The sequence below is a fragment of the Micromonospora sp. NPDC051006 genome, from assembly GCF_044456245.1.
Taxonomy (GTDB): Bacteria; Actinomycetota; Actinomycetes; order Mycobacteriales; family Micromonosporaceae; genus Micromonospora.
Genome location: NZ_JBITFP010000019.1, coordinates 55,211 through 80,874 on the forward strand (window position 1 = coordinate 55,211; position 25,664 = coordinate 80,874).

Below are 25,664 nucleotides of genomic sequence, written 5' to 3' on the forward strand. Positions count from 1 at the left end.
CCGGCAGGCGCCACACCTGGCCCGACCCGCCGTCCGCCCCGACCCGACCCGGGTGCCTCGCCAGCGCGACCGCGCCGACGCCGCCCGGCTCCAGCTGCTGGTCGCCGTCGGCACCGACAAGCACCCCTTCGACCGGCTGGTGAACTGGCTGGAGGAGTGGCATGCCGAGGCCACCGACCAGATCGGGCTCACCGTCCAGCATGGGCACACCCGGGCTCCCGCGGTGCCCGGGGCGGTGCCGTTCCTCGGCCACGACGCGTTGCAGACCGCGATGGCCGACGCCGACCTGGTGGTCTGTCACGGCGGCCCGGCGACGATCCTGGAGGCCCGCCGGCACGGTCACCTGCCGATCGTGGTCCCCCGGGATCCGTCCCACGGCGAGCACGTCGACGATCACCAGCTGCTCTTCGCCCGCCGGCTCGGCGCGGCCGGCATGGTCGCGCTCTGCGAGTCGCGGCAGGACCTGCGTGCCGCGCTCGCCGCCGGGCTGGCCGACGCGGCCCGCTTCGCGGTCGCCGCCGACCCGCAGGCGCACGACGCGCGGCACGAGGCGGTGAACCGGGTCGGGCAGATCGTGGACGGGCTGGTCGCCGCGGCGGCCGGGCGACGCCGGCAGTGGTGGCGGGCGTGGGCCCGGCCCACCCAGGGCGAGGGGCGGAAGCCGTGACGCCCACGGTCAGCGTCGTGGTGCCCACCCGGGACCGGCCGGAGCTGCTCCGCGCCGCCGTCCGGGCCATCCTCGACCAGGATCATCCCGGCCCCATCGAGGTCGTGGTGGTCCACGACCAGTCCGAGCCGGACGGGTCGCTGGCCGCGCTGTCCCGGCCCGAGCGCAGCGTGCGGGTGATCCGCAACGAGCGCACCCCCGGTCTGGCCGGGGCGCGCAACTCGGGCACCCTGGCCGCCGACGGTGAGTTGATCGCGTTCTGCGACGACGACGACGAGTGGCTGCCGGGCAAGCTCGCCGCCCAGGTCGCCGCGCTCGCCGCCGCGCCCGAGGCGGAGTTCGTCAGCTGCGGCATCCGGGTCAGCTACGACGGGCACACCGTCGACCGGGTGCTCGACAAGGACCGGGTCGGCCTCGCCGAACTGCTGCGCGACCGGATGACCGAGCTGCACCCGTCCACCTTCGTGATCCGCGCCGCCGCGCTGCGCGACGGCTTCGGGCTGGTCGACGAGGAGATCCCGGGCAGCTACGCCGAGGACTACGAGTTCCTGCTCCGGGCCGCGCGCAGCGCGCCGCTGGTCAACCTGCGCACCCCGTACGTGCTGGTGCGCTGGCACAAGCGGTCCTACTTCGCGCAGCGCTGGGACACCATCTCCGAGGCGTTGCAGTGGCTGCTGGAGCGCTACCCGGAGTTCGCCGGCCAGCCGGCCGGCGAGGCGCGGGTGGCGGGTCAGATCGCCTTCGCCCGGGCCGCCTCCGGTGACCGGCGCGGCGCGGTCCGTTGGGCCCGCCACACCCTGCGGCGCAACCTGCGCGAGCCGCGTGCCTACCTGGCGCTCGCAGTGGCCGGCCGGGTGGTCCGCGCGGACGCGGTGTTGCGGAGCCTGCACCGGCGCGGCCGGGGGATCTGACGATGGCGCCGCCGGATCCGCCCGAGGGATTCGGCGGCGACGCGTTTGTTCCACGAGCCCCGATGGCACGGACCGATCGGCCGATGACACGGTCGAATCGATCGATAAAAATCTGATTCCATGGCCCTCCACTCGCTCAGGTTCTATCTGGTTGATTCGCCGACTTCCCTGGGCGCGAAACGGCGCGCCCGGCGTGCCGCGTGGCTCTCGGAAACTTTTCCGGATCTCGCCGAGATGAATGTCCTCGACCTGGGCGGTCGGGTGGAGAGCTGGGCCAAGGTTCCGGTGCGTCCGGCGCACGTGCACGTGGTCAATCTGGAGCCGCTCCCCACGGAGCTGCCCGAGTGGGCCGAGGCCGATCACGCCGATGCGTGTGAACTGCCCAAGAGTGTCCTGAGCCGCCGCTACGACCTCGTCTTCAGCAACAGCGTGCTGGAGCACGTCGGCGGATACGAGCGGCGCCGGCGGATGGCGGAGGCGGTCCGTGAGCTGGCGCCGGCCTACTGGGTCCAGACGCCTTACCGGTACTTCCCGATCGAGCCGCACTGGGTCGCGCCCGGAATGCAATTCCTGCCGGTGTCGGCGCGGGTTGTCGTGGCGCGCAAGTGGCCCCTCGCCTACACGCCCGGAAAATCCTACGACCTGGCGATGAAACAGGTCTTGACGACGGAACTCGTCGGTCGGGCCGAGCTGCGTTACCTCTTTCCCGACGCCACCATTCGAAATGAGCGCCTGCTGGGCCTCACCAAGTCGTTGATCGCGATCCGCAGGCCGTGACCCCGGTTCGCTGATCATGATCCGGTCGGCGACCGGCCGGGCCGGGCGCGCCGGTGGCGGACGCCGTCGTCCGCAGGGCGGGACAGGGCGGGCACCGCACGGCAGTGACCACCCGGCGTGACAGACTGACCGCTGTGTTGCGCTGGCTGACTGCAGGTGAATCGCACGGACCCGCCCTCGTCGCGCTGATCGAGGGGGTGCCCGCCGGGGTCGAGGTGACCACCGGCGAGATCTCGGCCGAGTTGGCCCGCCGGCGGCTGGGTTATGGCCGGGGCGCGCGGATGGCGTTCGAGCAGGACGAGGTCGAGGTGATCGGCGGCCTGCGGCACGGCGTCACCATCGGCAGCCCGGTCGCGGTCCGGGTCGGCAACTCCGAGTGGCCGAAGTGGCGCACCGTGATGGCCCCCGACCCGGTCGACGCCGACGAGCTGGCCGGGCAGGCCCGCAACGCCCCGCTGACCCGTCCCCGGCCCGGCCACGCCGACCTCGCCGGCATGCAGAAGTACGGCCACACCGACGCCCGGCCGATCCTCGAGCGGGCCAGCGCCCGCGAGACCGCCGCCCGGGTCGCCGTCGGCACCGTCGCCAAGGCGTTGGTGAAGCAGACCCTCGGCATCGAGATCGTTTCGCACGTGGTGGAGCTGGGGCCGGTCGCGGTCAAGCCGGGACTGCGCCCGCGCCCGGAGGACGCCGCCCGGATCGACGCCGACCCGCTGCGCTGCCTCGACCCGGAGGCCAGCGCCCGGATGGTCGCCGAGGTCGACGCCGCGAAGAAGGCCGCCGACACCCTCGGTGGCGTGGTCGAGGTGCTGGCGTACGGGGTGCCGCCGGGGTTGGGCAGCCACGTGCAGTGGGACCGGAAGCTGGACGCCCGGCTGGCCACCGCGCTGATGTCCATCCAGGCGATCAAGGGCGTGGAGATCGGCGACGGCTGGCAGCAGGCGCGCTCCCGCGGCTCCGAGGCGCACGACGAGATCATGCCGACCGCCACCGGCGTACGCCGGGTCACCGACCGGGCCGGCGGGCTGGAGGGCGGCATCACCACCGGTGAGCCGCTGCGGGTCAAGGCCGCGATGAAGCCGATCTCGTCGCTGAACCGGGCCCTGGCCACCATCGACGTGACCACCGGCGAGCCGGCCACGGCGATCAACCAGCGTTCGGACGTCTGCGCGGTGCCCGCCGCCGCGGTGGTGGCCGAGGCGATGGTCGCCCTGGTGCTGGCCGAGGCGACCATGGAGAAGTTCGGTGGCGACTCGGTCGCCGAGATCCGGCGCAACCTGGCCGGCTACCTCGACGCGCTGGTGATCCGGTGACCGTGTCCGGTTCCGATCCGACGCTCGGAGCGACCAGGCCGGTCTGTGTGCTGGTCGGCGCGCCCGGCTCGGGCAAGACCACGGTCGGCCAGGCGCTCGCCGCCGCGCTCGGCGTGGAGTTCCGCGACACCGACCTGGACATCGAGCGGATGGCCGGCAAGCCGATCCCGGAGATCTTCATCGACGAGGGCGAGGCGCACTTCCGCGCCCTCGAACGGGCCGCGGTGGCCGCGGCGCTCGCCTCCTGCCCGGGGGTGCTCGCCCTCGGCGGCGGCGCCGTCCTGGCCGAGGAGACCCGTGCCGCCCTGGTCGGGCACACCGTGGTGCACCTCTCCGTCGAGCTGTCCGACGCGGTGAAGCGGGTCGGCCTGGGCGTCGGGCGCCCGCTGTTGACGCTCAACCCGCGGGCGACGCTGAAGCACCTGATGGACCAGCGTCGACCGCTCTACACCGAGGTGGCGACCGCGACGGTGGTCACCGACGGGCGGAGCCCCGCGGAGATCGCCGCCGAGATCACCGCCCTGCTGGCGCGCTGACGTCGCCCGGCCCGGGCCCGCTGGACTAGGCTGCCGGCGATGGACGAGGTAACCCGGATCCCGGTCGGCGGCGAGCGGCCGTACGACGTGCTGGTGGGACGCGACCTGCTCGACACGCTCCCCGGCCTGCTGCCCGGCGCGACCCGGGTGGCGCTGCTGCACGCGCCACCGCTGAAGGAGTTGGCCGACGCGCTCGGCGAGCGGCTGAACGCCGCCGGCGTCGCTCCGCTGCCGATCGAGGTGCCGGACGCCGAGGCCGGCAAGCAGATCGACGTCGCCGCGGCATGCTGGGACCGGCTCGGCGCGGCCGGCTTCACCCGCTCCGACGCAGTGGTCGGGGTGGGCGGTGGCGCGGTGACCGACCTCGCCGGCTTCGTCGCCGCGTCCTGGCTCCGTGGGGTGCGCTGGGTGCCGGTGGCCACCTCCCTGCTCGGCATGGTCGACGCCGCGGTCGGCGGCAAGACCGGGATCAACACCGCCGCCGGCAAGAACCTGGTCGGCGCGTTCCACCCACCGGTCGGGGTCCTCGCCGACCTGGCCACCCTGGACAGCCTGCCCCCGAGCGACCTGGCCGCCGGGCTGGCCGAGGTGGTCAAGTGCGGCTTCATCGCCGACCCGGTGATCCTCGACCTGGTCGAGGCCGACCCGGCAGCGGCCACCGACCCGGCCGGGCCGGTGACCCGGGAGCTGATCGAGCGGGCGATCCGGGTCAAGGCCGACGTGGTCTCCGGCGACCTGCGTGAGTCCGGCGTCCGCGAGGTGCTCAACTACGGCCACACCCTGGCGCACGCGATCGAGAAGGTGGAGGGCTACCGCTGGCGGCACGGGCACGCGGTCGCCGTCGGCCTGGTCTACGCCGGCACTCTGGCCCGCCTCGCCGGCCGGCTCGACGAGGCGACCGCCGGCCGACACCGTACCGTCGTCGCCGCGCTCGGCCTGCCCACCAGCTACCGGGCCGACGCCTGGCCGGAGTTGCTGGGGGCGATGCGGGTGGACAAGAAAGCCCGGGGTGACCGGCTGCGCTTCGTGGTGCTGGACGGGCTGGCCCGCCCGGCGATCCTGGAGGGCCCGGACGACGACCTCCTCCGCGCCGCCTACGCGGAGGTGGCAGCCGGGTGAAGGTGTACGTGCTGAACGGGCCGAACCTGGGCCGGCTGGGCACCCGCCAGCCCGAGGTGTACGGCGCGACCAGCTATGCCGACCTGGTGGCGCTCTGCGAGTCGACCGGCCGTGAGCTCGGCCTGGACGTCACCGTCCGGCAGACCGACGCCGAGCACGAGCTGCTCGGCTGGCTGCAAGCCGCCGCCGACGAGGGCGCCGCGGTGGTGCTGAACCCGGCCGCCTGGTCGCACTACTCCTACGCCGTGCGGGACGCCTGCGCGCTGCTGCGCGGGCCGCTGGTCGAGGTGCACATCTCCAACATCCACGCGCGCGAGGAGTTCCGGCACCACTCGGTGGTCTCCGCGGTGGCGACCGGAGTGATCGCCGGGCTCGGCGTCGACGGCTACCGCCTCGCCTTGCACCACCTGGCCACCCTGACGCCTGACGCCTGACGCCTGACGCCTGACGGCAGGCCCGTTGGCGCTTCCCCCACGCCGTGTTCGCTCACCGTGACCGGCGCGGAGTGCGGCGACCCCCCTTCCGCGCCGCCTTTGCTCTGCTTCAGCGGGGGCAACACCGCGTTGACCTGGGCATACCGTGATCCGGCTCGCATCGTCGGCCCGGGCTCTCGAAACGCCAGGTGACTGTTGCCTGCGCTGAAGCAGAGCAAAGGACGGTGGGTGGGTCGGTCGGGCCGCAGGTGCGGCGGTCGCAGCGGGGCCGGGCCGGCCGGTGACGGCGGAGGCGGCCGTCCCGGGCGGCTTGTAGACTTGCCAGGTCTGTCCGCCAAATTGATGATCAAGGCAGGAAATGGCCACCACCAACGACCTGAAGAACGGCCTGGTACTCAACCTCGACAAGGAGCTCTGGGCCGTAGTCGAGTTCCAGCACGTCAAGCCCGGTAAGGGTGGTGCGTTCGTGCGCACCACGTTGAAGAACGTGCTCTCCGGCAAGGTGGTCGACAAGACCTTCAACGCGGGCACCAAGGTCGAGACGGCGACCGTCGACAAGCGCACCATGCAGTACCTCTACGCCGACGGCGAAGACTACGTCTTCATGGATCTGGAGACCTTCGACCAGATCACCGTGCCCGGCGGCACGGTCGGCGAGGCGGCCAACTACCTGCTGCCCGAGGCCGAGGCGACGGTCGCCACCCACGAGGGCGTCCCGCTCTACATCGAGCTGCCGACCAGCGTCGTGCTCGAGGTCACCTACACCGAGCCGGGTCTGCAGGGCGACCGCTCGACCGGCGGCAACAAGCCGGCGACCGTCGAGACCGGCGCGACCGTGCAGGTGCCCCTCTTCATCACCACCGGCGAGAAGATCAAGGTCGACACCCGCGACGGCCGTTACCTCGGCCGCTCCTGATGGCTGAGGGCCCCAAGCAGCAGATGCCGGCGCGCCGTAAGGCGCGCAAGCGGGCACTGGATGTGCTCTTCGAGGCCGACCTGCGGGATCACCCTCCGGTGGAGGTGCTCGCCGGCTACCTGCAGCGGATCGAGCGGCCGCACCCCGAGCACCTGGGCTACGCGGTGGGCCTGGTCGAAGGGGTCGCCGCCCACCTCGACCGGATCGACGAGCTGATCGCCAGCTACACCGAGGGCTGGACGCTGGAGCGGATGCCGGTGGTCGACCGCAACCTCGCCCGGATCGCGGTCTACGAGCTGCTCTACGTCGACGAGATCGACGACGCGGTGGCGATCAGCGAGGCGGTCGAGCTGGCCCGGCAGATGTCGACCGACGACTCGCCGCGCTTCCTCAACGGGGTGCTCGGCCGGATCGCCGAGTACGCCACCCGCTGACGCGGCCCCGCCGCACCCGTACCACCACGAAGGGCCCGTGCCGGACGGCACGGGCCCTTCGTGGTGTTCGCGGGTCAGGAGGCGAAGAACGCCCGCGGGTCGGCGACCAGCACACCGTGCTCGGTGAGCCGCTCGATCAGACCGGACGGCGAGGCGTCGTAGACGATCGCCAGGGCACGCAGGTCGTCGGCGCGGATCGAGAGCACCCGGCCGTTGTAGTCACCGCGCTGCTGCTGGATCGCCCGGGCGTAGCGGGCCACGTAGGCGAGGTCCTCGGAGGCCTCGTCGTAGAGCCGCTCCAGGTCCAGGACGATCTTGCTGGTGGGCTCGTGACGCACCCCGCTGCCGTCGGGCAGCAGCTCCGAGACGGGAACGCGGTAGAAGTCGGCCAGCTCGGCCAGGCGGGACACCGTCACGGCGCGGTCGCCGCGCTCGTACGAGCCGACCACCACGGCCTTCCACCGCCCGTTCGACTTCTCTTCCACCCCCTGCAGGGACAGCCCCTGCTGCTGGCGGATGGAGCGCAGGCGGGCGCCCAGCGACTTGGCGTATTCAGAGGGCATTCGGACACTCCCAGTGCTGCTTTGGGGTTCTCCCAGCGATCGCTACGGAGCGTGACGGTACGGGGATTGCGACACCTGGTCAAGTGGTCGTGACCCTACCGTTGGGGAGCACGGGGGGAGTTATCCCCATTTCGCCGGCCTGATCCGATGGTCAGCGGGCCGCCGCGATCGGCCCGGTGACCACTGGTAACGTGGCGTGAAGCCCCGGCGTCGCCCTTCGCGGCCGGCCCGGAGGTGTCCGACATCCTTTAACGACCCGTCCCGTGAGGCGGGGAAGGAGGTCCGCCGTGGCCTGCCCACCGGCTGCCCAGTCGCCGACCGCGCGGCAACCCTCGGTGAAGGTGATCCTCGCCAGCGCCGACGTGCAGCGCGTGGTCGACCGGATCGCCCACCAGATCCTGGAGAAGACCCAGGGTGCCGCCGACACCGTGTTGCTCGGCATTCCCACCCGGGGCGCTCCGCTGGCCAAGCGGCTCGCCGCCCGGATCAGCACCTTCGAGGACATGGCCGTTCCGGTCGGTGTGCTCGACATCACCCTCTACCGCGACGACCTGCGCCGGCACGCGATCCGCGCGGTCGGACCGACCCAGCTGCCGCCCGGCGGCATCGACGGCAAGCGGGTCATCCTCGTCGACGACGTGCTCTTCTCCGGCCGCACCGTGCGGGCCGCCCTCGACGCGCTCAACGACGTCGGCCGGCCGGCCTCGGTGCAGCTCGCCGTCCTGGTCGACCGCGGTCACCGCGAGCTGCCGATCCGGGCCGACTACGTCGGCAAGAACATCCCCACCGCGCTCTCCGAGAGCGTCAAGGTGACGCTCGCCGAGACCGACGGCGTCGACGGGGTCAAGCTGTACGGAGGTAACCCCGCATGATCCGGCACCTGCTCTCCGGCGCCGACCTGGACGCGGCCACCGCCACCCGGATCCTGGACACCGCCGCGGAGATGTCCACCGTCGCCGGCCGGGAGATCAAGAAGCTGCCCGCACTGCGTGGCCGGACGGTGGTGAACCTCTTCTACGAGGACTCCACCCGCACCCGGATCTCCTTCGAGGCGGCGGCGAAGCGACTCAGCGCCGACGTGATCAACTTTTCCGCGAAGGGGTCGAGCGTCACCAAGGGCGAGAGCCTCAAGGACACCGCGCTGACCCTGCAGGCGATGGGCGCCGACGCGGTGGTGGTCCGCCACCCCGCCTCCGGCGCCCCGCACCGGCTCGCCGAATGGGTCGACGGGTCGGTGGTCAACGCGGGCGACGGCACCCACGAGCACCCCACGCAGGCGCTGCTCGACGCGTACACCATGCGGTCCCGGCTGGGCCGGCTGGCCGGCCTGTCGGTCACGGTGGTCGGGGACGTGCTGCACAGCCGGGTCGCCCGCTCCAACGTGCTGCTGCTCTCCACCCTCGGCGCCAAGGTCACGCTGGTCGGGCCGCCGACGCTCATCCCCGTCGACATCGCCCAGGCGCTCGCCCCCGGCACCGCCGTCTGCTACGACCTCGACGCGGCGCTGCCCGACGCGGACGTGGTGATGATGCTGCGGGTGCAGCGGGAGCGGATGAACGACTCCTACTTCCCCTCCGCCCGCGAGTACGCCCGCCGCTACGGCCTGGACGGGCCGCGGATGCGCCGGCTGCCGGAGCACGCGATCGTCATGCACCCCGGTCCGATGAACCGGGGCATGGAGATCACGCCCGAGGTGGCCGACTCGCCCCGCTCCACCATCGTCGAACAGGTCACCAACGGGGTCTCCGTCCGGATGGCCGTCCTCTACCTGCTGCTCGGGGGGAACAACGCATGACCGCGTACCTGGTCAAGGGAGTCAGCGTGCTCGGCGCCGCGCCGACCGACCTGCTGATCCGCGACGGCGTCGTGGCCGAGGTCGGCGCCGGTCTGACCGCCGCCGACGCCACCGTGGTCGACGCCGCCGGGCTGGTCGCCCTGCCCGGCCTGGTCGACCTGCACACCCATCTGCGCGAGCCGGGCCGCGAGGACGCCGAGACGGTCGAGTCCGGCTCCCGGGCGGCGGCGCTCGGCGGGTACACCGCGGTCTGCGCGATGGCGAACACCTCCCCGGTCGCCGACACCGCCGGGGTGGTCGAGCAGGTCTGGCGGCTCGGCCGGGAGGCCGGCCTGGTGGACGTGCAGCCGATCGGCGCGGTCACCGTCGGGCTGGCCGGCGAGCGGCTGGCCGAGCTCGGCGCGATGGCCGACTCCGCGGCCAAGGTGCGGATCTTCTCCGACGACGGGCACTGCGTGGCCGACCCGAAGCTGATGCGCCGGGCGCTGGAGTACGTCAAGGCGTTCGACGGGATCATCGCCCAGCACGCCGAGGAGCCCCGGCTGACCGAGGGCGCGCAGATGCACGAGGGTGAGGTCTCCACCCGGCTCGGGCTGACCGGCTGGCCGGCGGTGGCCGAGGAGGCGATCATCGCCCGGGACGTGCTGCTCGCCGAGCACGTCGGCAGCCGGCTGCACGTGTGCCACGTCTCCACGGCCGGCAGCGTCGAGGTGCTGCGACAGGCCAAGGCCCGCGGGGTCCGGGTCACCGCCGAGGTGACCCCGCACCACCTGTTGCTCACCGACGACCGGGCCGAGACGTACGACCCGGTCTACAAGGTGAACCCGCCGCTGCGCACCAACGGGGACATCGTCGCGCTGCGCGCCGCGCTGGTCGACGGCGTGATCGACGTGGTCGCCACGGACCACGCCCCGCACGCGGTGGAGGACAAGGAATGCGAGTGGGCGTACGCCCGGCCGGGGATGCTCGGACTGGAGACGGCGCTCTCGATCGCGCTCGACGTGCTCGGCCCGCGCTGGGACCTGATCGCCGAGCGGATGTCGCGTACGCCGGCCCGGATCGCCGGGCTGGACGCGCACGGCCTCGACCCGGCGCCCGGCGTGCCGGCCAACCTCACCTTGGTCGACCCGGCCGCCCGTCGGGTGGTCGAACCCGCGGAGCTGGCCAGCCACAGCCGTAACACCCCGTACGCCGGCATGACGCTGCCGGGTCGCGTCGTGGCGACCTTCCTGCACGGCGAGCCGACGGTCCTCGACGGAAAGGCAACGAAGTGAAGAGGCGTCCAGCGATTCTGGTGCTGGAGGACGGGCGGACCTTCTCCGGCGAGGCCTACGGCAGCGTCGGGGAGACCTTCGGCGAGGCGGTCTTCAACACCGGTATGACCGGCTACCAGGAGACCCTCACCGACCCCTCCTACCACCGGCAGGTGGTGGTGCAGACCGCACCGCACATCGGCAACACCGGGGTGAACGCGGAGGACGACGAGTCGGCCCGGATCTGGGTGGCCGGCTACGTGGTCCGCGACCCGGCCCGGATCGGCTCGAACTGGCGGGCCACCGGCGGGCTGGAGGACCGGCTCGCCGCCGAGGGTGTGGTCGGCATCAGCGGGGTCGACACCCGGGCGCTGACCCGGCACCTGCGTGAGCGGGGCGCCATGCGGGTCGGCATCTCCAGCGTCGAGGACGACCCGCGGGCGCTGCTCGCCCGGGTCCGGCAGGCCCCGGAGATGGTGGGCGCGGACCTCTCCGCCGAGGTGACCACCGCCCAGCCGTACGTGGTGCCGGCGCAGGGCGAGCACCGGTACACGGTCGCCGCCCTGGACCTCGGGATCAAGCGCAACGTGCCGCGCCGGCTGGCCGCGCGCGGGGTCACCACGCACGTGCTGCCCGCCGGCTCCAGCATCGAGGAGCTGCTCGCGACCGGCGCCGACGCGGTCTTCTTCTCGCCCGGCCCGGGTGACCCGGCGACCGCTGACCGGCCGGTCGCGCTCGCCCGCGAGGTGCTGAGCCGCAAGATCCCGCTCTTCGGCATCTGCTTCGGCAGCCAGATCCTCGGCCGGGCGCTCGGCTTCGGCACCTACAAGCTGGGTTACGGGCACCGCGGCATCAACCAGCCGGTGCTCGACCGGGCCACCGGCAAGGTGGAGGTGACCAGCCACAACCACGGCTTCGCGGTGCAGGTGCCGGGCGCGGGCGCCGGGGTGGTCGTCCCGGACCAGGTGATCGACACCGAGTTCGGCGGGGTCCAGGTGTCCCACGTCTGCCTCAACGACAACGTGGTCGAGGGGCTGCGGGCGCGGGACGTGCCCGCGTTCACCGTGCAGTACCACCCGGAGGCGGCGGCCGGCCCGCACGACGCGGACTACCTCTTCGACCGCTTCGCCGAGCTCATCGAGGGGCGCAGCAATGCCTAAGCGGACCGATCTGAAGCACATCCTGGTCATCGGCTCCGGGCCGATCGTCATCGGCCAGGCCTGCGAGTTCGACTACTCCGGCACCCAGGCCTGCCGGGTGCTGCGCAGCGAGGGGATCCGGGTCAGCCTGGTCAACTCCAACCCGGCGACGATCATGACCGACCCGGAGTTCGCCGACGCCACCTACGTCGAGCCGATCACCCCCGAGTTCGTCGAGCTGGTGATCGCCAAGGAGCGCCCGGACGCGATCCTGCCCACCCTGGGCGGGCAGACCGCGCTGAACACCGCGGTCGCCCTGCACGAGGCCGGCGTGCTGGAGAAGTACGGCGTGGAGCTGATCGGCGCGAACATCGACGCGATCAACCGCGGCGAGGACCGGCAGCTGTTCAAGGAGATCGTGGCCAAGGCCGGCGTCCGGCTCGGCATCGACGACCCGGCCGCCCTGGTGCCCCGCTCCCGGGTCTGCCACTCGATGGAGGAGGTCGAGGCGACCGTCGCCGAGCTGGGCCTGCCGGTGGTTATCCGGCCGTCGTTCACGATGGGCGGGCTGGGCTCGGGCATGGCGCACACCCCGGAGGATCTGGCCCGCATCGCCGGCGACGGCCTGGCCGCCAGCCCGGTGCACGAGGTGCTGATCGAGGAAAGCGTGCTCGGCTGGAAGGAGTACGAGCTCGAGCTGATGCGCGACCGCCGCGACAACGTGGTGGTGGTCTGCTCGATCGAGAACATCGACCCGATGGGCGTGCACACCGGCGACAGCGTCACCGTCGCTCCCGCCATGACCCTGACCGACCGGGAGTACCAGCGGCTGCGCGACCTGGGCATCGCGGTGCTGCGCGAGGTCGGGGTGGACACCGGCGGCTGCAACATCCAGTTCGCGGTGAACCCGGCCGACGGCCGGATCGTCGTGATCGAAATGAACCCTCGGGTGTCCCGCTCCTCCGCGCTGGCGTCGAAGGCGACCGGCTTCCCGATCGCGAAGATCGCCGCCAAGCTGGCCATCGGCTACACCCTGGACGAGATCCCCAACGACATCACCCTGAAGACCCCGGCGGCCTTCGAGCCGACGCTGGACTACGTGGTCGTCAAGATCCCCCGGTTCGCCTTCGAGAAGTTCCCCGGCGCGGACCCGGAGCTGACCACCACGATGAAGTCGGTCGGCGAGGCGATGAGCCTCGGTCGCAACTTCAGCGAGGCGCTGAACAAGGCGATGCGCTCGATGGAGACCAAGGCGGGCGGATTCTGGAGCGTCCCGGATCCGCGCGGAGCCACCAGGGAGAACACCCTGGCCGCGCTGGGTGTCCCGCACGACGGCCGGCTCTACACGGTCGAGCGGGCGCTGCGGCTGGGCGCCTCGATCGCCGAGGTGGCTGCCGCCTCGGGCGGGATCGACCCGTGGTTCCTGGACCAGATCGCCGGTCTGGTCGAGTTGCGCGACGAGATCGTGGCCGCCCCGGTGCTCGACGCCGAGCTGCTGCGCCGGGCCAAGCGCGCCGGCCTCTCCGACCGGCAGCTGGCCGCGCTGCGCCCGGAACTCGCCGCCGAGGACGGCGTGCGGACCCTGCGGCACCGGCTGGACATCCGCCCGGTCTACAAGACCGTGGACACCTGCGCGGCCGAGTTCGAGGCGACCACCCCGTACCACTACTCGTCCTACGACCAGGAGACCGAGGTCGTCGGGTCGGACCGGCCGAAGGTGCTGATCCTGGGCTCCGGCCCGAACCGGATCGGGCAGGGCATCGAGTTCGACTACTCCTGCGTGCACGCGGTCCAGGCGCTGCGGGCGGCGGCCTTCGAGACCGTGATGGTCAACTGCAACCCGGAGACCGTCTCCACCGACTACGACACCGCCGACCGGCTCTACTTCGAGCCGCTCACCTTCGAGGACGTGCTGGAGGTCTGGCACGCCGAGGACTCCTCCGGCCGGGCGGCCGGTGGGCCGGGCGTGGTCGGGGTGGTCGTGCAGCTCGGCGGGCAGACGCCGCTGGGCCTGGCGCAGCGGCTCAAGGACGCCGGGGTGCCGATCGTGGGCACCTCGCCGGAGTCGATCCACCTCGCCGAGGAGCGGGGCGCGTTTGGCGCGGTGCTGGCCCGGGCCGGGCTGCGCGCCCCGGCGCACGGCATGGCCACCTCGTACGACGAGGCGAAGGCGATCGCCGACGAGATCGGCTACCCGGTGCTGGTGCGTCCCTCCTACGTGCTCGGCGGGCGGGGCATGGAGATCGTCTACGACGACCCGACCCTGCGCGACTACATCGGCCGGGCCACGGACATCTCGCCGGACCACCCGGTGCTGGTGGACCGGTTCCTCGACGACGCCATCGAGATCGACGTGGACGCGCTCTGCGACGCCGACGGCGAGGTCTACCTCGGCGGGGTGATGGAGCACATCGAGGAGGCCGGCATCCACTCCGGTGACTCGTCCTGCGCCCTGCCGCCGATCACCCTGGCCGGCTCGCACCTGGCCGAGGTGCGTCGGTACACCGAGGCGATCGCCCGGGGGGTCGGGGTGCGTGGCCTGCTGAACGTGCAGTACGCGCTCAAGGACGACGTGCTCTACGTGCTGGAGGCGAACCCGCGGGCGTCGCGCACCGTGCCGTTCGTGTCCAAGGCGACCGCGGTGCCGCTGGCCAAGGCGGCGGCCCGGATCGCGCTCGGCGCCACCATCGCCGAGCTGCGCGCCGAGGGTCTGCTGCCGCGCGACGGCGACGGCGGCGCCATGCCGGTGGACGCCCCGATCGCGGTGAAGGAGGCGGTGCTGCCGTTCAAGCGGTTCCGCACCCGCTCCGGCAAGGGGATCGACTCGCTGCTGGGCCCGGAGATGAAGTCCACCGGCGAGGTGATGGGCATCGACACCAACTTCGGGCACGCTTTCGCCAAGTCGCAGTCGGCCGCGTACGGCTCGCTGCCGACGGACGGGAAGATCTTCGTCTCGGTGGCCAACCGGGACAAGCGCGCGATGATCTTCCCGATCAAGCGCCTGGCCGACCTGGGCTTCCAGATCGTCGCCACCACCGGCACCGCCGAGGTGCTGCGCCGGCACGGCATCGCCTGCGAGCAGATCCGCAAGCACTACCAGACGGGTGAGGGTGAGGACGCGGTCTCGCTGATCCTCGGCGGCGACGTGGCCCTGGTGGTCAACACCCCGCAGGGCTCCGGCGCCAGCGCCCGCTCCGACGGCTACGAGATCCGCAGCGCCGCGGTCACCGCGGACATCCCGTGCATCACCACGGTGCCCGGCGCCGCGGCGGCGGTGATGGGCATCGAGGCCCGCATCCGCGGCGACATGCAGGTCCGTCCCCTCCAGGAGCTGCACGCCGCGCTGCGGGCCCAGCAGTGATCTTCGAGCGGGCGGTGCGGCCGGCGCTGTTCCGGATCGGCGGCGGCGACGCAGAGGCGGCGCACGAGTGGACGCTGCGCCGGCTCGTTGGGGTGTCCCGGCGGCCGGCGCTGCTCGCGGCGCTGCGGGCCCGGTACGCGGTGCGCGCGCCGCGGACCGTGTTCGGCGTCGAGTTCCCCAACCCGGTCGGCCTGGCCGCCGGGATGGACAAGAACGGCGTCGCGCTGCCCGCCTGGCCGGCGCTGGGCTTCGGCTTCGTCGAGGTCGGCACGGTGACCGCGCACGGTCAGCCGGGCAATCCCCGGCCCCGGCTGTTCCGGCTGCGCGAGAGCGAGGCCGTGGTCAACCGGATGGGCTTCAACAACGCCGGCGCCGAGGCCCTGGCGGCCCGGCTGGCCGCGCTGCCCCGACCGATCGGTGTGCCGCTGGGCATCTCGCTCGGCAAGTCCAAGGTGACCGCGTTGGACGACGCGGTGGCCGACTACCTCGCCTCGTACCAGGCCCTGCGCGGGTACGGCGACTACTTCGCGGTCAACGTCTCCTCGCCGAACACTCCGGGCCTGCGTTCCCTGCAGGACCGGGCGCACCTGGACGCGCTGCTGGCGGCGCTGGTGGGGGAGAAGCCGGTGCTGGTGAAGATCGCACCGGACCTGACCGAGCCGGCGATCGCCGAGCTGCTGGAGGTCTGCCTGGCCCGGGGCGCGGCCGGGGTGATCGCCACCAACACCACGCTCGCCCGCGACGGCCTTGCCGCCGCGGACCAGCCCCGGGGCGCGGAGACCGGCGGGCTCTCCGGCCGGCCGCTCACCGGGCGGGCCCGGGCGGTGGTCTCCTTCGTGCACCGGGAGACCGGTGGCCGGCTGCCGGTGATCGGGGTCGGCGGCATCCTCGACCCGGACGACGCCGCGCGGATGCTCGACGCCGGCGCCAGCCTGGTGCAGCTCTACACCGGCTTCATCTACCGCGGTCCGGCGCTGGTGCGCGCGGCCGCCCGGGCCGCCGCCCCGACGCCGGCCCCGGCCGCGCGCCGGTGAGCCAGTCGGCGGCCGGTCCCGCTTGGACCGTCCGCGCGTACGTCCGCATCCACGTTCGCATCCTTTGCTCTGCTTCAACCCCGGCAACGGCCGCCGTCCGCTCTCCGGACATCGGCTGTCGCCTCCGCTGAAGCAGAGCAAAGAAGGCGCGCGGTGGTCGCCCGGTCGGGTGCCACCGCCAGTTCCGACGGTACGAAGGAGAGCCCGTGACACCCGAGGAGATCCTGGCCGCCGACCGGGCGCACGTCTGGCACCCGTACGCCCCGCTGCCACCGGCCAGCCCGCCCTACGTGGTGGCGGAGGCGCAGGGCGTACGGCTGCGGCTGGCCGACGGCCGCGAACTCGTCGACGGGATGTCGTCCTGGTGGGCGGCGATCCACGGCTACCGGCATCCGGTGCTCGACGCGGCCGTCACCGACCAGCTCGGCCGGATGAGTCACGTCATGTTCGGCGGGCTGACCCACGAGCCGGCGGTCCGGCTGGCCGAGACGCTGGTCGACCTCGCCCCGGACGGGCTGGAGCGAGTCTTCCTCTGCGACTCCGGCTCGGTGAGCGTCGAGGTCGCGGTCAAGATGTGCCTGCAGTACCAGCGGGCCACCGGCCGGCCGGAACGCCGCCGGCTGGGCACCTGGCGGGGCGGCTACCACGGCGACACCTTCCACCCGATGAGCGTCTGCGACCCGGAGGGCGGCATGCACCACCTCTGGGGCGACGTGCTGCCCCGGCAGGTCTTCGCGCCGATCCCGCCGAGCGGCTTCGACGCCCCGCCCGACCCGGCCTACTGCGCCGCGCTGGCGGAGGCCGTCGAGCGGCACGCGGACGAGCTGGCCGCGGTGATCGTGGAGCCCGTGGTGCAGGGCGCCGGCGGAATGCGCTTCCACCACCCGGAGTACCTGCGGGTGCTGCGCGAGGCGACCCGGGCGCACGGGGTGCTGCTCATCTTCGACGAGATCGCCACCGGCTTCGGCCGGACCGGCACCATGTTCGCCGCCGAGCACGCCGGCGTGGTCCCGGATGTGATGTGCGTCGGCAAGGCGCTCACCGGCGGTTACCTCACCCTGGCGGCCGCGCTCTGCACCGCCGAGATCGCCCGGGGGATCTCCGCCGACGGCGTGCTGGCGCACGGCCCGACGTTCATGGGCAACCCCCTCGCCTGCGCGGTGGCCAACGCCTCCATCGGCCTGCTGCGGGCCGGTGACTGGGCGGGTGAGGTGGCGAGGGTGGGCGCGGGGCTGCGGGCCGGCCTGGAGCCGCTACGCGGCGCGCCCGGGGTGCTCGACGTGCGGGTGCTCGGCGCGATCGGGGTGGTGCAGCTGGACCACGAGGTGGACCTGCCCGCTGCCAGCGCCGCGGCGGTGGCCCAGGGGGTCTGGCTCCGGCCGTTCCGGGATCTGATCTACACCATGCCGCCGTACGTGACCGACGACGCCGACCTGGCCCGGATAGCGACCGGGGTGGCGGCGGCGGTGAAGGCCGGCTGAGCCGTCGGCGCGGCCACCCGGGCGGTACGCGGACGGCACCGGCCGTCCGTGTGAGGAGAGCGAGGAGAGGGAGAGACGGATGGAGAGCTTCGGCGCCCGGCTGCACCGGACCGTGACCGAGCGGGGACCGCTCTGTGTCGGCATCGATCCGCATCCGGGTCTGCTGGCCCGCTGGGGACTGCCCGACGACGTCGACGGGCTCGACCGGTTCGCCCGGACCGTCGTGGACGCCCTCGGTGACCGGGTTGCGGTGGTCAAGCCCCAGTCGGCCTTCTTCGAGCGATTCGGGGCCCGGGGCGTCGGGATTCTTGAGTCAACTATCCGACAGTTACGGGATCGCGGCTCGCTCGTTCTGCTTGACGCGAAGCGTGGCGACATCGGCTCGACGGTCCGCGCGTACGCCTCGGCGTACCTTGATCCATCCAGCCCGCTGTATGTCGACGCGGTCACCGCCAGCCCCTACCTGGGAGTAGGTTCGCTCGCTCCGATGTTCGAGCTGGCTGCCGAGCACGGCGGCGGCGTCTTCGTCCTGGCGTTGACCTCGAACCCCGAGGGAGCCGCCGTGCAGCACGCCCGAACCCCCGACGGGCGGACCGTCGCGCAGACCGTGATCGACGAGATTTCCCAGCTCAACGCGGGTGCGGACCCGCTCGGCAGCTTCGGTTTGGTGGTCGGAGCGACCATCGGCGACACCGGTCACGATTTGTCCCAGGTGGGGGGTCCACTGCTCGCGCCCGGGCTCGGCGCGCAGGGCGCGACGGCCGCCGATCTGCGTACCGTCTTCGGTGCCAGCCTGCCCGCGGTGCTTCCCTCGTACTCCCGTGAGGTGCTCGGCGCGGGCCCCGACCCGGTCGCGCTGCGGGCCGCCGCGGAGCGGGTGCTGGCCGACTGCCGGGCGGTCCTGCCGGCCCGCTGACTGACTGACGGCTCGGTCACTTTGCGATGATCATGGCGCGCCCACGTTGCCGAAAGCTCCGTTGACCGCTAGTTTTCCCCGCGCTGGGAACCACGGACCCCTTGGTTCACAGCGACACCACGTTTCACAGATGCGGCGGTGCGCCCCGCCCGTCGCGATAGGGACCTGAGGAGAACTGGTGCCGCTCCCGTCACTGACCCCCGAACAGCGCGCTGCCGCGCTGGAGAAGGCCGCGGAGATCCGCAAGGCCCGTGCTGAGCTGAAGGAGCAGCTCAAGCAGGGCAAGACCACCCTCGGAGCCGTCCTCGAGCGGGCCGAGTCCGACGACGTCGTGGGCAAGCTCAAGGTGTCGGCCGTCCTCCAGGCGATGCCGGGCATCGGCAAGATCCGGGCCACCCAGATCATGGAGAAGCTCAAGATCGCTGACAGCCGTCGCCTGCGTGGCCTCGGCGAGCAGCAGCGCAAGGCACTGCTTGGAGAGTTCGCCGCCAACTAAGAATGGCAGCGTGTAGAAACAAGCAGTGAGCACGGATGGCGAGGCGCGCCCGGTGGCTCGGCTCACTGTCCTGGCCGGCCCCTCGGGTGCCGGCCGGGAGAGTGTCGTCGAGCTGGTCCGGGCGCGTTCTCCGTCCGTGTGGCGGCCGGTGCCGGTGACCACCCGGCCCCGCCGCGCCGGCGAGGTCGACGGGCTCGAGCGGATCTTCCACACCCCGGCCGAGTTCGACCGCATGATCGAGTCCGGTGCCCTGCTGGAGTGGTCCCGCACCGGGCCGCACCGGCGCGGAACCCCCTACGAACCGCTGCGCTCCCGGCTCGCCGCCGGGCAGCCGGTACTGCTGCCGCTCGATGTCCCGGGCGCGCTGGCCGTCCGGGAGCGCCTCTCCGCCGTCCGGCTGGTGCTGCTCTGCCCGCCGGGGCACCGCCCCGAGCCGGCCGTCGCCGCGTCCTTCGAACTCGCCCTCACGCACGACCTGACCGATCGCGTCGCTGATGAGCTGGTAGGCTTGCTCGGTTCTTCTTATCCGACTCCGGCCCGACCGGGCGTGCTCGGTTAGGAGCGGGTCAGCACCGCGTCCGCGCGGTACTAAAGACGCAGAGGTTATTTCGTGGGATCCATCGCCACCAACCCCGAGGGCATCACCAACCCGCCGATCGACGAGCTCCTCGAGAAGACGACGTCGAAGTACGCGCTGGTCATCTTCGCCGCCAAGCGTGCCCGCCAGGTCAACGCCTACTACAGCCAGCTCGGTGAGGGCCTGTTGGAGTACGTGGGACCGCTGGTCGAGACGACCCCCCAGGAGAAGCCGCTCTCCATCGCCATGCGCGAGATCAACTCCGGCCTGCTCACCGCCGAGCCGACCGACCAGCCGTAACCCGCCGCACCGCGATGTCCGCCGGGATCGTCCTCGGAGTCGGTGGCGGCATCGCCGCCTACAAGGCGTGTGAGCTGCTGCGGCTCTTCAGCGAGTCAGGTCACCGGGTCCGGGTCGTGCCGACCGCGTCGGCGCTCCGTTTCGTCGGAGCGCCGACCTGGGCGGCGCTCTCCGGCCAGCCGGTCGCCGACGACGTCTGGTCCGAGGTGCAGGAGGTGCCGCACGTGCGGCTCGGCCAGCAGGCCGACCTGGTGGTCGTCGCGCCGGCGACCGCCGACCTGCTGGCCCGGGCGGCGCACGGCCTCGCCGACGACCTGCTCACCAACACGCTGCTGACCGCCCGCTGCCCGGTGGTGCTGGCCCCGGCCATGCACACCGAGATGTGGGAGCACCCCGCCACCGTGGCCAACGTCGCCACGCTGCGCGCCCGCGGCGTCCGGGTGATCGAGCCCGCCGTCGGCCGGCTGACCGGAGTCGACACCGGCAAGGGTCGGCTGCCCGATCCGGCGGAGATCTTCGCGGTGGCGCGGCGGGTGCTCTCCCGTGGCGTCGACGCGCCCGCCGATCTGGCCGGCCGCCGCGTGGTGGTGACCGCCGGCGGCACCCGCGAGCCGCTGGACCCGGTGCGGTTCCTCGGCAACCGGTCCTCCGGCAAGCAGGGTTACGCCTTCGCCCGCGCCGCGGTCGCCCGGGGCGCCCGGGTCACCCTGATCGCGGCCAACGTCGCCCTCACCGACCCGGCCGGGGTCGACCTGATCCGGGTGGGCACCACCGAGGAGTTGCGGGAGGCGACCCTCAAGGCGGCCGTCGAGGCCGACGCCGTGGTGATGGCCGCTGCTCCGGCCGATTTCCGCCCCGCCGTCTACGCGCCTGGCAAAATCAAGAAGGCGGACGACGGTAGTGCGCCCACCATCGAGCTCGTCACCAACCCGGACATCGCCGCCGAGCTGGGCCAGCGCCGTCGCCCTGAGCAGGTGCTGGTGGTGTTCGCCGCGGAGACCGGCGACGCCGAGGCCAACGGTCGGGCCAAGCTGGCCCGCAAGCGGGCCGACCTCATCGTCATCAACGAGGTGGGGACGGACAAGGTCTTCGGCGCCGACACGAACGCGGCGACCGTCATCGGTGTCGACGGTTCGGTCAACCGGATGCCCGAGCAGTCCAAGGAAGACCTCGCCGACGGCGTCTGGGATCTCGTCGTGACGCAACTGGCCGGTCACTCCTGAGGGTTGGAACGCACCTGACCACCTCCGCCGCACCCGCCGGCGGTGACTACACTGCCGCGAACGACCTTCATACGCTTAGGAGTGCCGTGACACGCCGCCTCTTCACGTCCGAATCGGTCACGGAAGGCCACCCGGACAAGATCGCCGACCAGATCAGTGACGGAATCCTCGACGCGCTGCTCGCGGAGGATCCGCGTAGCCGGGTCGCGGTGGAAACCATGATCACCACCGGGCAGGTGCACATCGCGGGTGAGGTGACCACCAAGGCGTACGCCGACATCCCGACGATCGTCCGCCGGACGATCCTCGACATCGGCTACGACTCGTCGAAGAAGGGCTTCGACGGCGCCTCCTGCGGGGTCAGCGTCTCGATCGGCGCCCAGTCGGAGGACATCGCGCAGGGCGTCGACAACGCCTTCGAGCTGCGTACCGGGTCGTCGGAGAGCGCGCTGGACGCGCAGGGCGCCGGCGACCAGGGCATGATGTTCGGCTTCGCCTGCTCGGAGACTCCCGAGCTGATGCCGCTGCCGATCGCGCTCGCGCACCGGCTGGCCCGCCGCCTCGCCACGGTCCGCAAGGACGGCACCGTCCCTTACCTGCGCCCGGACGGCAAGACCCAGGTCACCATCGAGTACGAGGGCCTGCGCCCGGTCCGGCTGAACACCGTGGTGGTCTCCAGCCAGCACGCGGCCGACATCTCGCTGGAGTCGCTGCTCACCCCGGACGTCCGGGAGCACGTCATCGCCCCCGAGTTGGAGAGCCTCGGCCTGGACACCGAGGGCTACCGGCTGCTGGTCAACCCGACCGGCCGGTTCGAGATCGGCGGGCCGATGGGCGACGCCGGGCTGACCGGTCGCAAGATCATCGTCGACACCTACGGCGGCTACGCCCGACACGGCGGTGGCGCCTTCTCCGGCAAGGACCCGTCGAAGGTCGACCGCTCGGCCGCGTACGCGATGCGCTGGGTGGCCAAGAACGTGGTTGCCGCCGGCCTGGCCGAGCGCTGCGAGGCGCAGGTCGCCTACGCGATCGGCAAGGCGCACCCGGTCAGCCTCTTCATCGAGACCTTCGGCACCGAGACCGTGCCGGTCGCCTCGATCGAGAAGGCCGTCGGCGAGGTCTTCGACCTGCGGCCGGCCGCCATCATCCGCGACCTCAACCTGCTCCGCCCGATCTACCGGCAGACCGCGGCGTACGGCCACTTCGGCCGGGAACTGCCCGACCTGACCTGGGAGAGCACCGACCGGGCCGCCGACCTCAAGTCGGCTGCGGGAGCCTGACCGGCACCACGCGCAGCGACCGGCGACCCGCGGACGGGTCGCCGGTCGCTCGTGTCTGCGTGGACGTCCCGCTCGCCCACCTGGACCGGCCCTTCGACTACCTGGTCCCGGCCGAGCTGGACGAGCTGGCCGCGCCGGGCACCCGGGTGAAGGTCCGCTTCGCCGGCCAACTGGTCGACGGTTGGCTGCTGGAGCGCACCGACGGCTCCGGGCACACCGGCCGGTTGGCGTACCTGGAGAAGGTGGTTTCCCCGGAGCCGGTGCTCTCGCCCGAGGTGGCCGGGCTGGCTCGGGCGGTCGCCGACCGGTACGCGGGCAGCCTCGCCGACGTGCTCCGGCTCGCGGTGCCGCCACGGCACGCCCGGGTGGAGAAGGAGGCGCACGAGCCGCCCCCGCCGGTCGAGCCGCTGCCGGCGCCCGAGCCGGCCGGCTGGCGCGACTACCCGGCGGGGCCGGCCTACCTGCGCGCGCTCACCGACGGGCGGGCGCCCCGCGCGGTCTGGTCGGCGCTGCCGGGGGAGGACTGGGCGGCCCGCTACGCCGACGCGGTGGCCGCGACCGTGGCCGGCGGCCGGGGCGCGGTGGTGGTGGTCGCCGACAACCGGGACCTGGACCGGCTGGACGCCGCCGTCGGCGCCGCCCTCGGCCCGGGGCGACACGTCAGCCTCTCCGCCGCGCTCGGCCCGGCCCGGCGCTACCGGGCCTTCCTGGCCGCCCGCCGTGGCGACGTGCCGGTGGTGATCGGCACCCGGGCCGCCATGTTCGCCCCGGTCGCCCGGCTGGGTCTGGTCGCGGTCTGGGACGACGGCGACGACCTGCACGCCGAGCCTCGGGCGCCGTACCCGCACGCCCGGGAGGTGCTGCTCACCCGGGCCCAGCTCGCCGAGGCCGGCGCACTGGTCGGCGGGTACGCCCGCACCGCCGAGGCGCAGCTGCTGCTGGAGACCGGCTGGGCTCGGGAGGTGGTGGCCGACCGGGGCACCGTGCGGTCGCGTACCCCGGCCATCGCGCCGGCCGGCGACGACCCGCAGCTGGCCCGGGACCCGGGCGCGGCGACCGCCCGGCTGCCCAGCCTGGCCTGGACCGCCGCCCGCGACGCGCTCCGGGCGGAGCTACCGGTGCTGGTCCAGGTGCCGCGCCGTGGCTACCTGCCGTCGGTCTCCTGCGCCGACTGCCGCACCCCGGCCCGGTGCCCGCACTGTGCCGGCCCGCTCGCCCTGCCGTCGGCGACCGGCACCCCCGCCTGCCGCTGGTGCGGCCGGGTCGCCGCCGCCTACGCCTGCCCCGAATGCGGCGGACGGCGGCTGCGGGCCGCGGTCACCGGCGCGCGCCGCACCGCCGAGGAACTCGGGCGGGCCTTTCCCGGCGTGCCGGTGCGCACCTCGGGGCGGGAGGAGGTGCTCACCGCCGTGCCCGGCGGCGCCGGGCTGGTGATCGCCACCCCGGGGGCCGAGCCGGTCGCCGAGGGAGGCTACGGCGCGGTGCTGCTGCTCGACTCGTGGGCCCTGCTCACCCGGGCCGACCTGCGCGCCGGGGAGGAGGCGCTGCGCCGGTGGCTGGCCGCGGCGGCGCTGGCCCGACCGGCCGGGGCCGGCGGCCGGGTGGTGGTGGTCGCCGACGGCGCGCTCGCCCCGGTGCAGGCGTTGCTGCGCTGGGACGCCGGCTGGTTCGCCGGCCGGGAACTGGCCGAGCGACGTGAGCTGGGCTTCCCACCGGCGGTCCGGATGGCCAGCGTGACCGGGTTGCCGGCCGCGGTGGCCGACCTGCTCGCCGAGGCCCGGCTGCCGGCGGAGGCCGAGGTGCTCGGGCCGGTCCCGGCCGACGGCGAGCGGGAGCGGATGCTGGTCCGGGTGCCTCGCGCCCGGGCCGGGGCGCTGGCCGACGCGCTGCACACGGCGGCCGGCGCGCGCAGCGCCCGCAAGGCCGCGGACCCGGTCCGGCTGCAGGTCGACCCGCTCAGCCTCTTCTGACCTCGGCCGGGTGAGCTGCGCTGCGTCGCACGCCGCGTGCGGCGGGAGGCTGGCGAACGGGTGGTAGCATCGCCCGTCATGCCCGGGCGCACGGACGGCGCGACGATGGCGGGAGCGCGTCGGACCGACGCCAGGTCGACGATGTCAATCAGCCGGTGATCAGGGGTGGACCAGTCGTGACCGTTCGTCAATCCATCGTCTTCAACGGTGATCTCGGCAGCGGCAAGAGCACGGTGTCGGTGGAGATCGCCAAGCGGCTGGGGCTGCGCCGGGTGAGCGTCGGTGACCTCTACCGGCAGATGGCGCAGGAGCGGCAGATGACCGCGCTCCAGCTGAACCTGCACGCCGAGCTCGACCAGGCCGTCGACGGCTACGTCGACCAGCTCCAGCGCAACATCGCCGCGTCCGGCGAGAGCCTGGTCATGGACTCCCGGCTGGCCTGGCACTTCTTCACCGACGCGCTCAAGGTGCACATGATCACCGAGCCGGGCGAGGCGGCCCGCCGGGTGCTGGCCCGCCCCTCCGGGCCGGCGGAGAGCTACACCTCGCTGGACGAGGCCAAGGCCAAGCTGCGCGAGCGCAGCGAGAGCGAGCGGAGCCGGTTCCTGGTCCGCTACGGGGTGGACAAGGCCAAGCTGCGCAACTACGACCTGATCTGCGACACCACCCGGGCCACCGCCGAGGAGGTCATCGAGCACATCGTCGCGGCGTACGAGGGCAAGCTCGGCGCCGACGTGCTGCGCGACGGCCCGCCGCTGCTGCTGCTCGACCCGGCCCGGGTCTACCCGACCGAGGACATCACCACCCTGCGCGGGCTCTGGGACTCCGAGTTCGTCGGCGAGCTGGCCGGCGCCGGCGACGAGGCGCTGGAACCCTTGAAGATCGGCTTCACCGGCGAGCACTTCTTCGTGGTCGACGGCCACCGCAGGCTCAGCGCCGCCCTGCAGAACGGCTTCCGCCTGGTGCCGGCCCAGCTGATCGCCGAGGTGAACGAGCCGGTGGTCGGCGGGATGAGCGCGGTGGAGTACTTCACCGCCCAGGTCCGCCCCGGCACGGTCTACGACTGGGAGGCCGCGCACGGCATCCAGCTGCCGCTGCCCGAGCACGCCCTGCTCGCCGGCGACGCGGTGCTGGCCGGGGAGCCGGGCCACAGCGCCTGACGCCCGCTG

25 protein-coding genes are annotated in these 25,664 nt (G+C 73.0%); 24 read left to right on the forward strand and 1 reads right to left on the reverse strand.

Annotated features, from left to right (window positions below):
* Positions 1–16: 16 nt before the first annotated feature.
* The 9 genes from ACIBBA_RS24510 (at position 17) to nusB (ending at position 7,107) form a co-directional block, all read left to right on the forward strand.
* Entirely contained in the window at positions 17–667 is a 651-nt protein-coding gene (locus ACIBBA_RS24510) for a glycosyltransferase (RefSeq protein ID WP_396700360.1), read from the forward strand.
* Positions 664–1,578 carry a glycosyltransferase gene (locus tag ACIBBA_RS24515; RefSeq protein ID WP_396700301.1) on the forward strand — a complete coding sequence of 305 codons (915 nt, stop codon included), beginning with the start codon at positions 664–666 and terminating at the stop codon, positions 1,576–1,578. The genes ACIBBA_RS24510 and ACIBBA_RS24515 overlap by 4 nt, the downstream gene beginning before the upstream one ends.
* A 120-nt stretch (positions 1,579–1,698) precedes the next feature.
* Complete coding sequence (locus ACIBBA_RS24520) at positions 1,699–2,355, forward strand: class I SAM-dependent methyltransferase (RefSeq protein ID WP_396700302.1); 657 nt, start codon at positions 1,699–1,701, stop codon at positions 2,353–2,355.
* Positions 2,356–2,489: 134 nt separating this feature from the next.
* Complete coding sequence (gene aroC, locus ACIBBA_RS24525) at positions 2,490–3,668, forward strand: chorismate synthase (RefSeq protein WP_396700303.1); 1,179 nt, start codon at positions 2,490–2,492, stop codon at positions 3,666–3,668.
* A gap of 2 nt (positions 3,669–3,670) precedes the next feature.
* Positions 3,671–4,204 carry a shikimate kinase gene (locus ACIBBA_RS24530; RefSeq protein WP_396700361.1) on the forward strand — a complete coding sequence of 178 codons (534 nt, stop codon included), beginning with the start codon at positions 3,671–3,673 and terminating at the stop codon, positions 4,202–4,204.
* A 39-nt stretch (positions 4,205–4,243) separates the two neighbouring features.
* The gene (gene aroB / locus ACIBBA_RS24535) at positions 4,244–5,323 is read left to right on the forward strand and encodes a 3-dehydroquinate synthase (protein ID WP_396700304.1); all 1,080 of its coding nucleotides are present in this window, start codon (positions 4,244–4,246) and stop codon (positions 5,321–5,323) included.
* A complete protein-coding gene (aroQ, locus tag ACIBBA_RS24540; protein ID WP_396700305.1) occupies positions 5,320–5,757 on the forward strand; it encodes a type II 3-dehydroquinate dehydratase in 438 nt (145 codons plus the stop codon). Before aroB ends, aroQ begins: the two co-directional genes overlap by 4 nt.
* A gap of 358 nt (positions 5,758–6,115) precedes the next feature.
* Entirely contained in the window at positions 6,116–6,673 is a 558-nt protein-coding gene (gene efp, locus ACIBBA_RS24545; protein ID WP_120683886.1) for an elongation factor P, read from the forward strand.
* Positions 6,674–6,696: 23 nt separating this feature from the next.
* Positions 6,697–7,107, forward strand: a complete 411-nt coding sequence (gene nusB / locus ACIBBA_RS24550) for a transcription antitermination factor NusB (RefSeq protein WP_350871156.1) — start codon at positions 6,697–6,699, stop codon at positions 7,105–7,107.
* A 74-nt stretch (positions 7,108–7,181) separates the two neighbouring features.
* Here nusB and ACIBBA_RS24555 read toward each other — a convergent pair whose 3' ends face one another.
* Positions 7,182–7,670 (reverse strand): transcriptional regulator, encoded by a 489-nt coding sequence (locus tag ACIBBA_RS24555; protein ID WP_013285505.1) that lies wholly within the window; start codon positions 7,668–7,670, stop codon positions 7,182–7,184.
* Between the two features lie 287 nt (positions 7,671–7,957).
* Between ACIBBA_RS24555 and pyrR the strand changes: the two genes are divergently transcribed.
* The 15 genes from pyrR (at position 7,958) to ACIBBA_RS24630 (ending at position 25,655) form a co-directional block, all read left to right on the forward strand.
* Positions 7,958–8,542 carry a bifunctional pyr operon transcriptional regulator/uracil phosphoribosyltransferase PyrR gene (gene pyrR, locus ACIBBA_RS24560; protein ID WP_396700306.1) on the forward strand — a complete coding sequence of 195 codons (585 nt, stop codon included), beginning with the start codon at positions 7,958–7,960 and terminating at the stop codon, positions 8,540–8,542.
* A complete protein-coding gene (locus ACIBBA_RS24565) occupies positions 8,539–9,465 on the forward strand; it encodes an aspartate carbamoyltransferase catalytic subunit (RefSeq protein WP_350871005.1) in 927 nt (308 codons plus the stop codon). The genes pyrR and ACIBBA_RS24565 overlap by 4 nt, the downstream gene beginning before the upstream one ends.
* The gene (locus ACIBBA_RS24570) at positions 9,462–10,739 is read left to right on the forward strand and encodes a dihydroorotase (protein ID WP_396700308.1); all 1,278 of its coding nucleotides are present in this window, start codon (positions 9,462–9,464) and stop codon (positions 10,737–10,739) included. The genes ACIBBA_RS24565 and ACIBBA_RS24570 overlap by 4 nt, the downstream gene beginning before the upstream one ends.
* Positions 10,736–11,878: a glutamine-hydrolyzing carbamoyl-phosphate synthase small subunit gene (carA, locus tag ACIBBA_RS24575; protein ID WP_396700309.1), complete on the forward strand. Its 1,143-nt coding sequence runs from the start codon at positions 10,736–10,738 to the stop codon at positions 11,876–11,878. Before ACIBBA_RS24570 ends, carA begins: the two co-directional genes overlap by 4 nt.
* The gene (gene carB, locus ACIBBA_RS24580; RefSeq protein ID WP_396700310.1) at positions 11,871–15,218 is read left to right on the forward strand and encodes a carbamoyl-phosphate synthase large subunit; all 3,348 of its coding nucleotides are present in this window, start codon (positions 11,871–11,873) and stop codon (positions 15,216–15,218) included. The genes carA and carB overlap by 8 nt, the downstream gene beginning before the upstream one ends.
* Positions 15,215–16,252, forward strand: a complete 1,038-nt coding sequence (locus tag ACIBBA_RS24585; RefSeq protein ID WP_396700311.1) for a quinone-dependent dihydroorotate dehydrogenase — start codon at positions 15,215–15,217, stop codon at positions 16,250–16,252. The genes carB and ACIBBA_RS24585 overlap by 4 nt, the downstream gene beginning before the upstream one ends.
* Positions 16,253–16,458: 206 nt before the next feature.
* The gene (locus ACIBBA_RS24590; protein ID WP_396700312.1) at positions 16,459–17,733 is read left to right on the forward strand and encodes an adenosylmethionine--8-amino-7-oxononanoate transaminase; all 1,275 of its coding nucleotides are present in this window, start codon (positions 16,459–16,461) and stop codon (positions 17,731–17,733) included.
* Positions 17,734–17,812: 79 nt separating this feature from the next.
* Positions 17,813–18,649 (forward strand): orotidine-5'-phosphate decarboxylase, encoded by an 837-nt coding sequence (gene pyrF, locus ACIBBA_RS24595; RefSeq protein ID WP_396700313.1) that lies wholly within the window; start codon positions 17,813–17,815, stop codon positions 18,647–18,649.
* 178 nt (positions 18,650–18,827) lie between these two features.
* Positions 18,828–19,145 (forward strand): integration host factor, actinobacterial type, encoded by a 318-nt coding sequence (gene mihF / locus ACIBBA_RS24600; RefSeq protein ID WP_007458370.1) that lies wholly within the window; start codon positions 18,828–18,830, stop codon positions 19,143–19,145.
* A 25-nt stretch (positions 19,146–19,170) separates the two neighbouring features.
* Positions 19,171–19,704, forward strand: coding sequence for a guanylate kinase (locus ACIBBA_RS24605; protein ID WP_350870986.1), 534 nt, complete (start codon positions 19,171–19,173; stop codon positions 19,702–19,704).
* Between the two features lie 51 nt (positions 19,705–19,755).
* Positions 19,756–20,022 (forward strand): DNA-directed RNA polymerase subunit omega, encoded by a 267-nt coding sequence (gene rpoZ / locus ACIBBA_RS24610; protein WP_025617742.1) that lies wholly within the window; start codon positions 19,756–19,758, stop codon positions 20,020–20,022.
* 14 nt (positions 20,023–20,036) lie between these two features.
* The gene (coaBC, locus tag ACIBBA_RS24615) at positions 20,037–21,245 is read left to right on the forward strand and encodes a bifunctional phosphopantothenoylcysteine decarboxylase/phosphopantothenate--cysteine ligase CoaBC (RefSeq protein WP_396700314.1); all 1,209 of its coding nucleotides are present in this window, start codon (positions 20,037–20,039) and stop codon (positions 21,243–21,245) included.
* 86 nt (positions 21,246–21,331) lie between these two features.
* Positions 21,332–22,525, forward strand: a complete 1,194-nt coding sequence (metK, locus tag ACIBBA_RS24620; protein WP_357059915.1) for a methionine adenosyltransferase — start codon at positions 21,332–21,334, stop codon at positions 22,523–22,525.
* Positions 22,526–22,584: 59 nt separating this feature from the next.
* Complete coding sequence (locus tag ACIBBA_RS24625; RefSeq protein ID WP_396700315.1) at positions 22,585–24,495, forward strand: primosomal protein N'; 1,911 nt, start codon at positions 22,585–22,587, stop codon at positions 24,493–24,495.
* Between the two features lie 176 nt (positions 24,496–24,671).
* Entirely contained in the window at positions 24,672–25,655 is a 984-nt protein-coding gene (locus tag ACIBBA_RS24630; RefSeq protein WP_396700316.1) for an AAA family ATPase, read from the forward strand.
* The last annotated feature ends 9 nt before the right edge of the window (positions 25,656–25,664 follow it).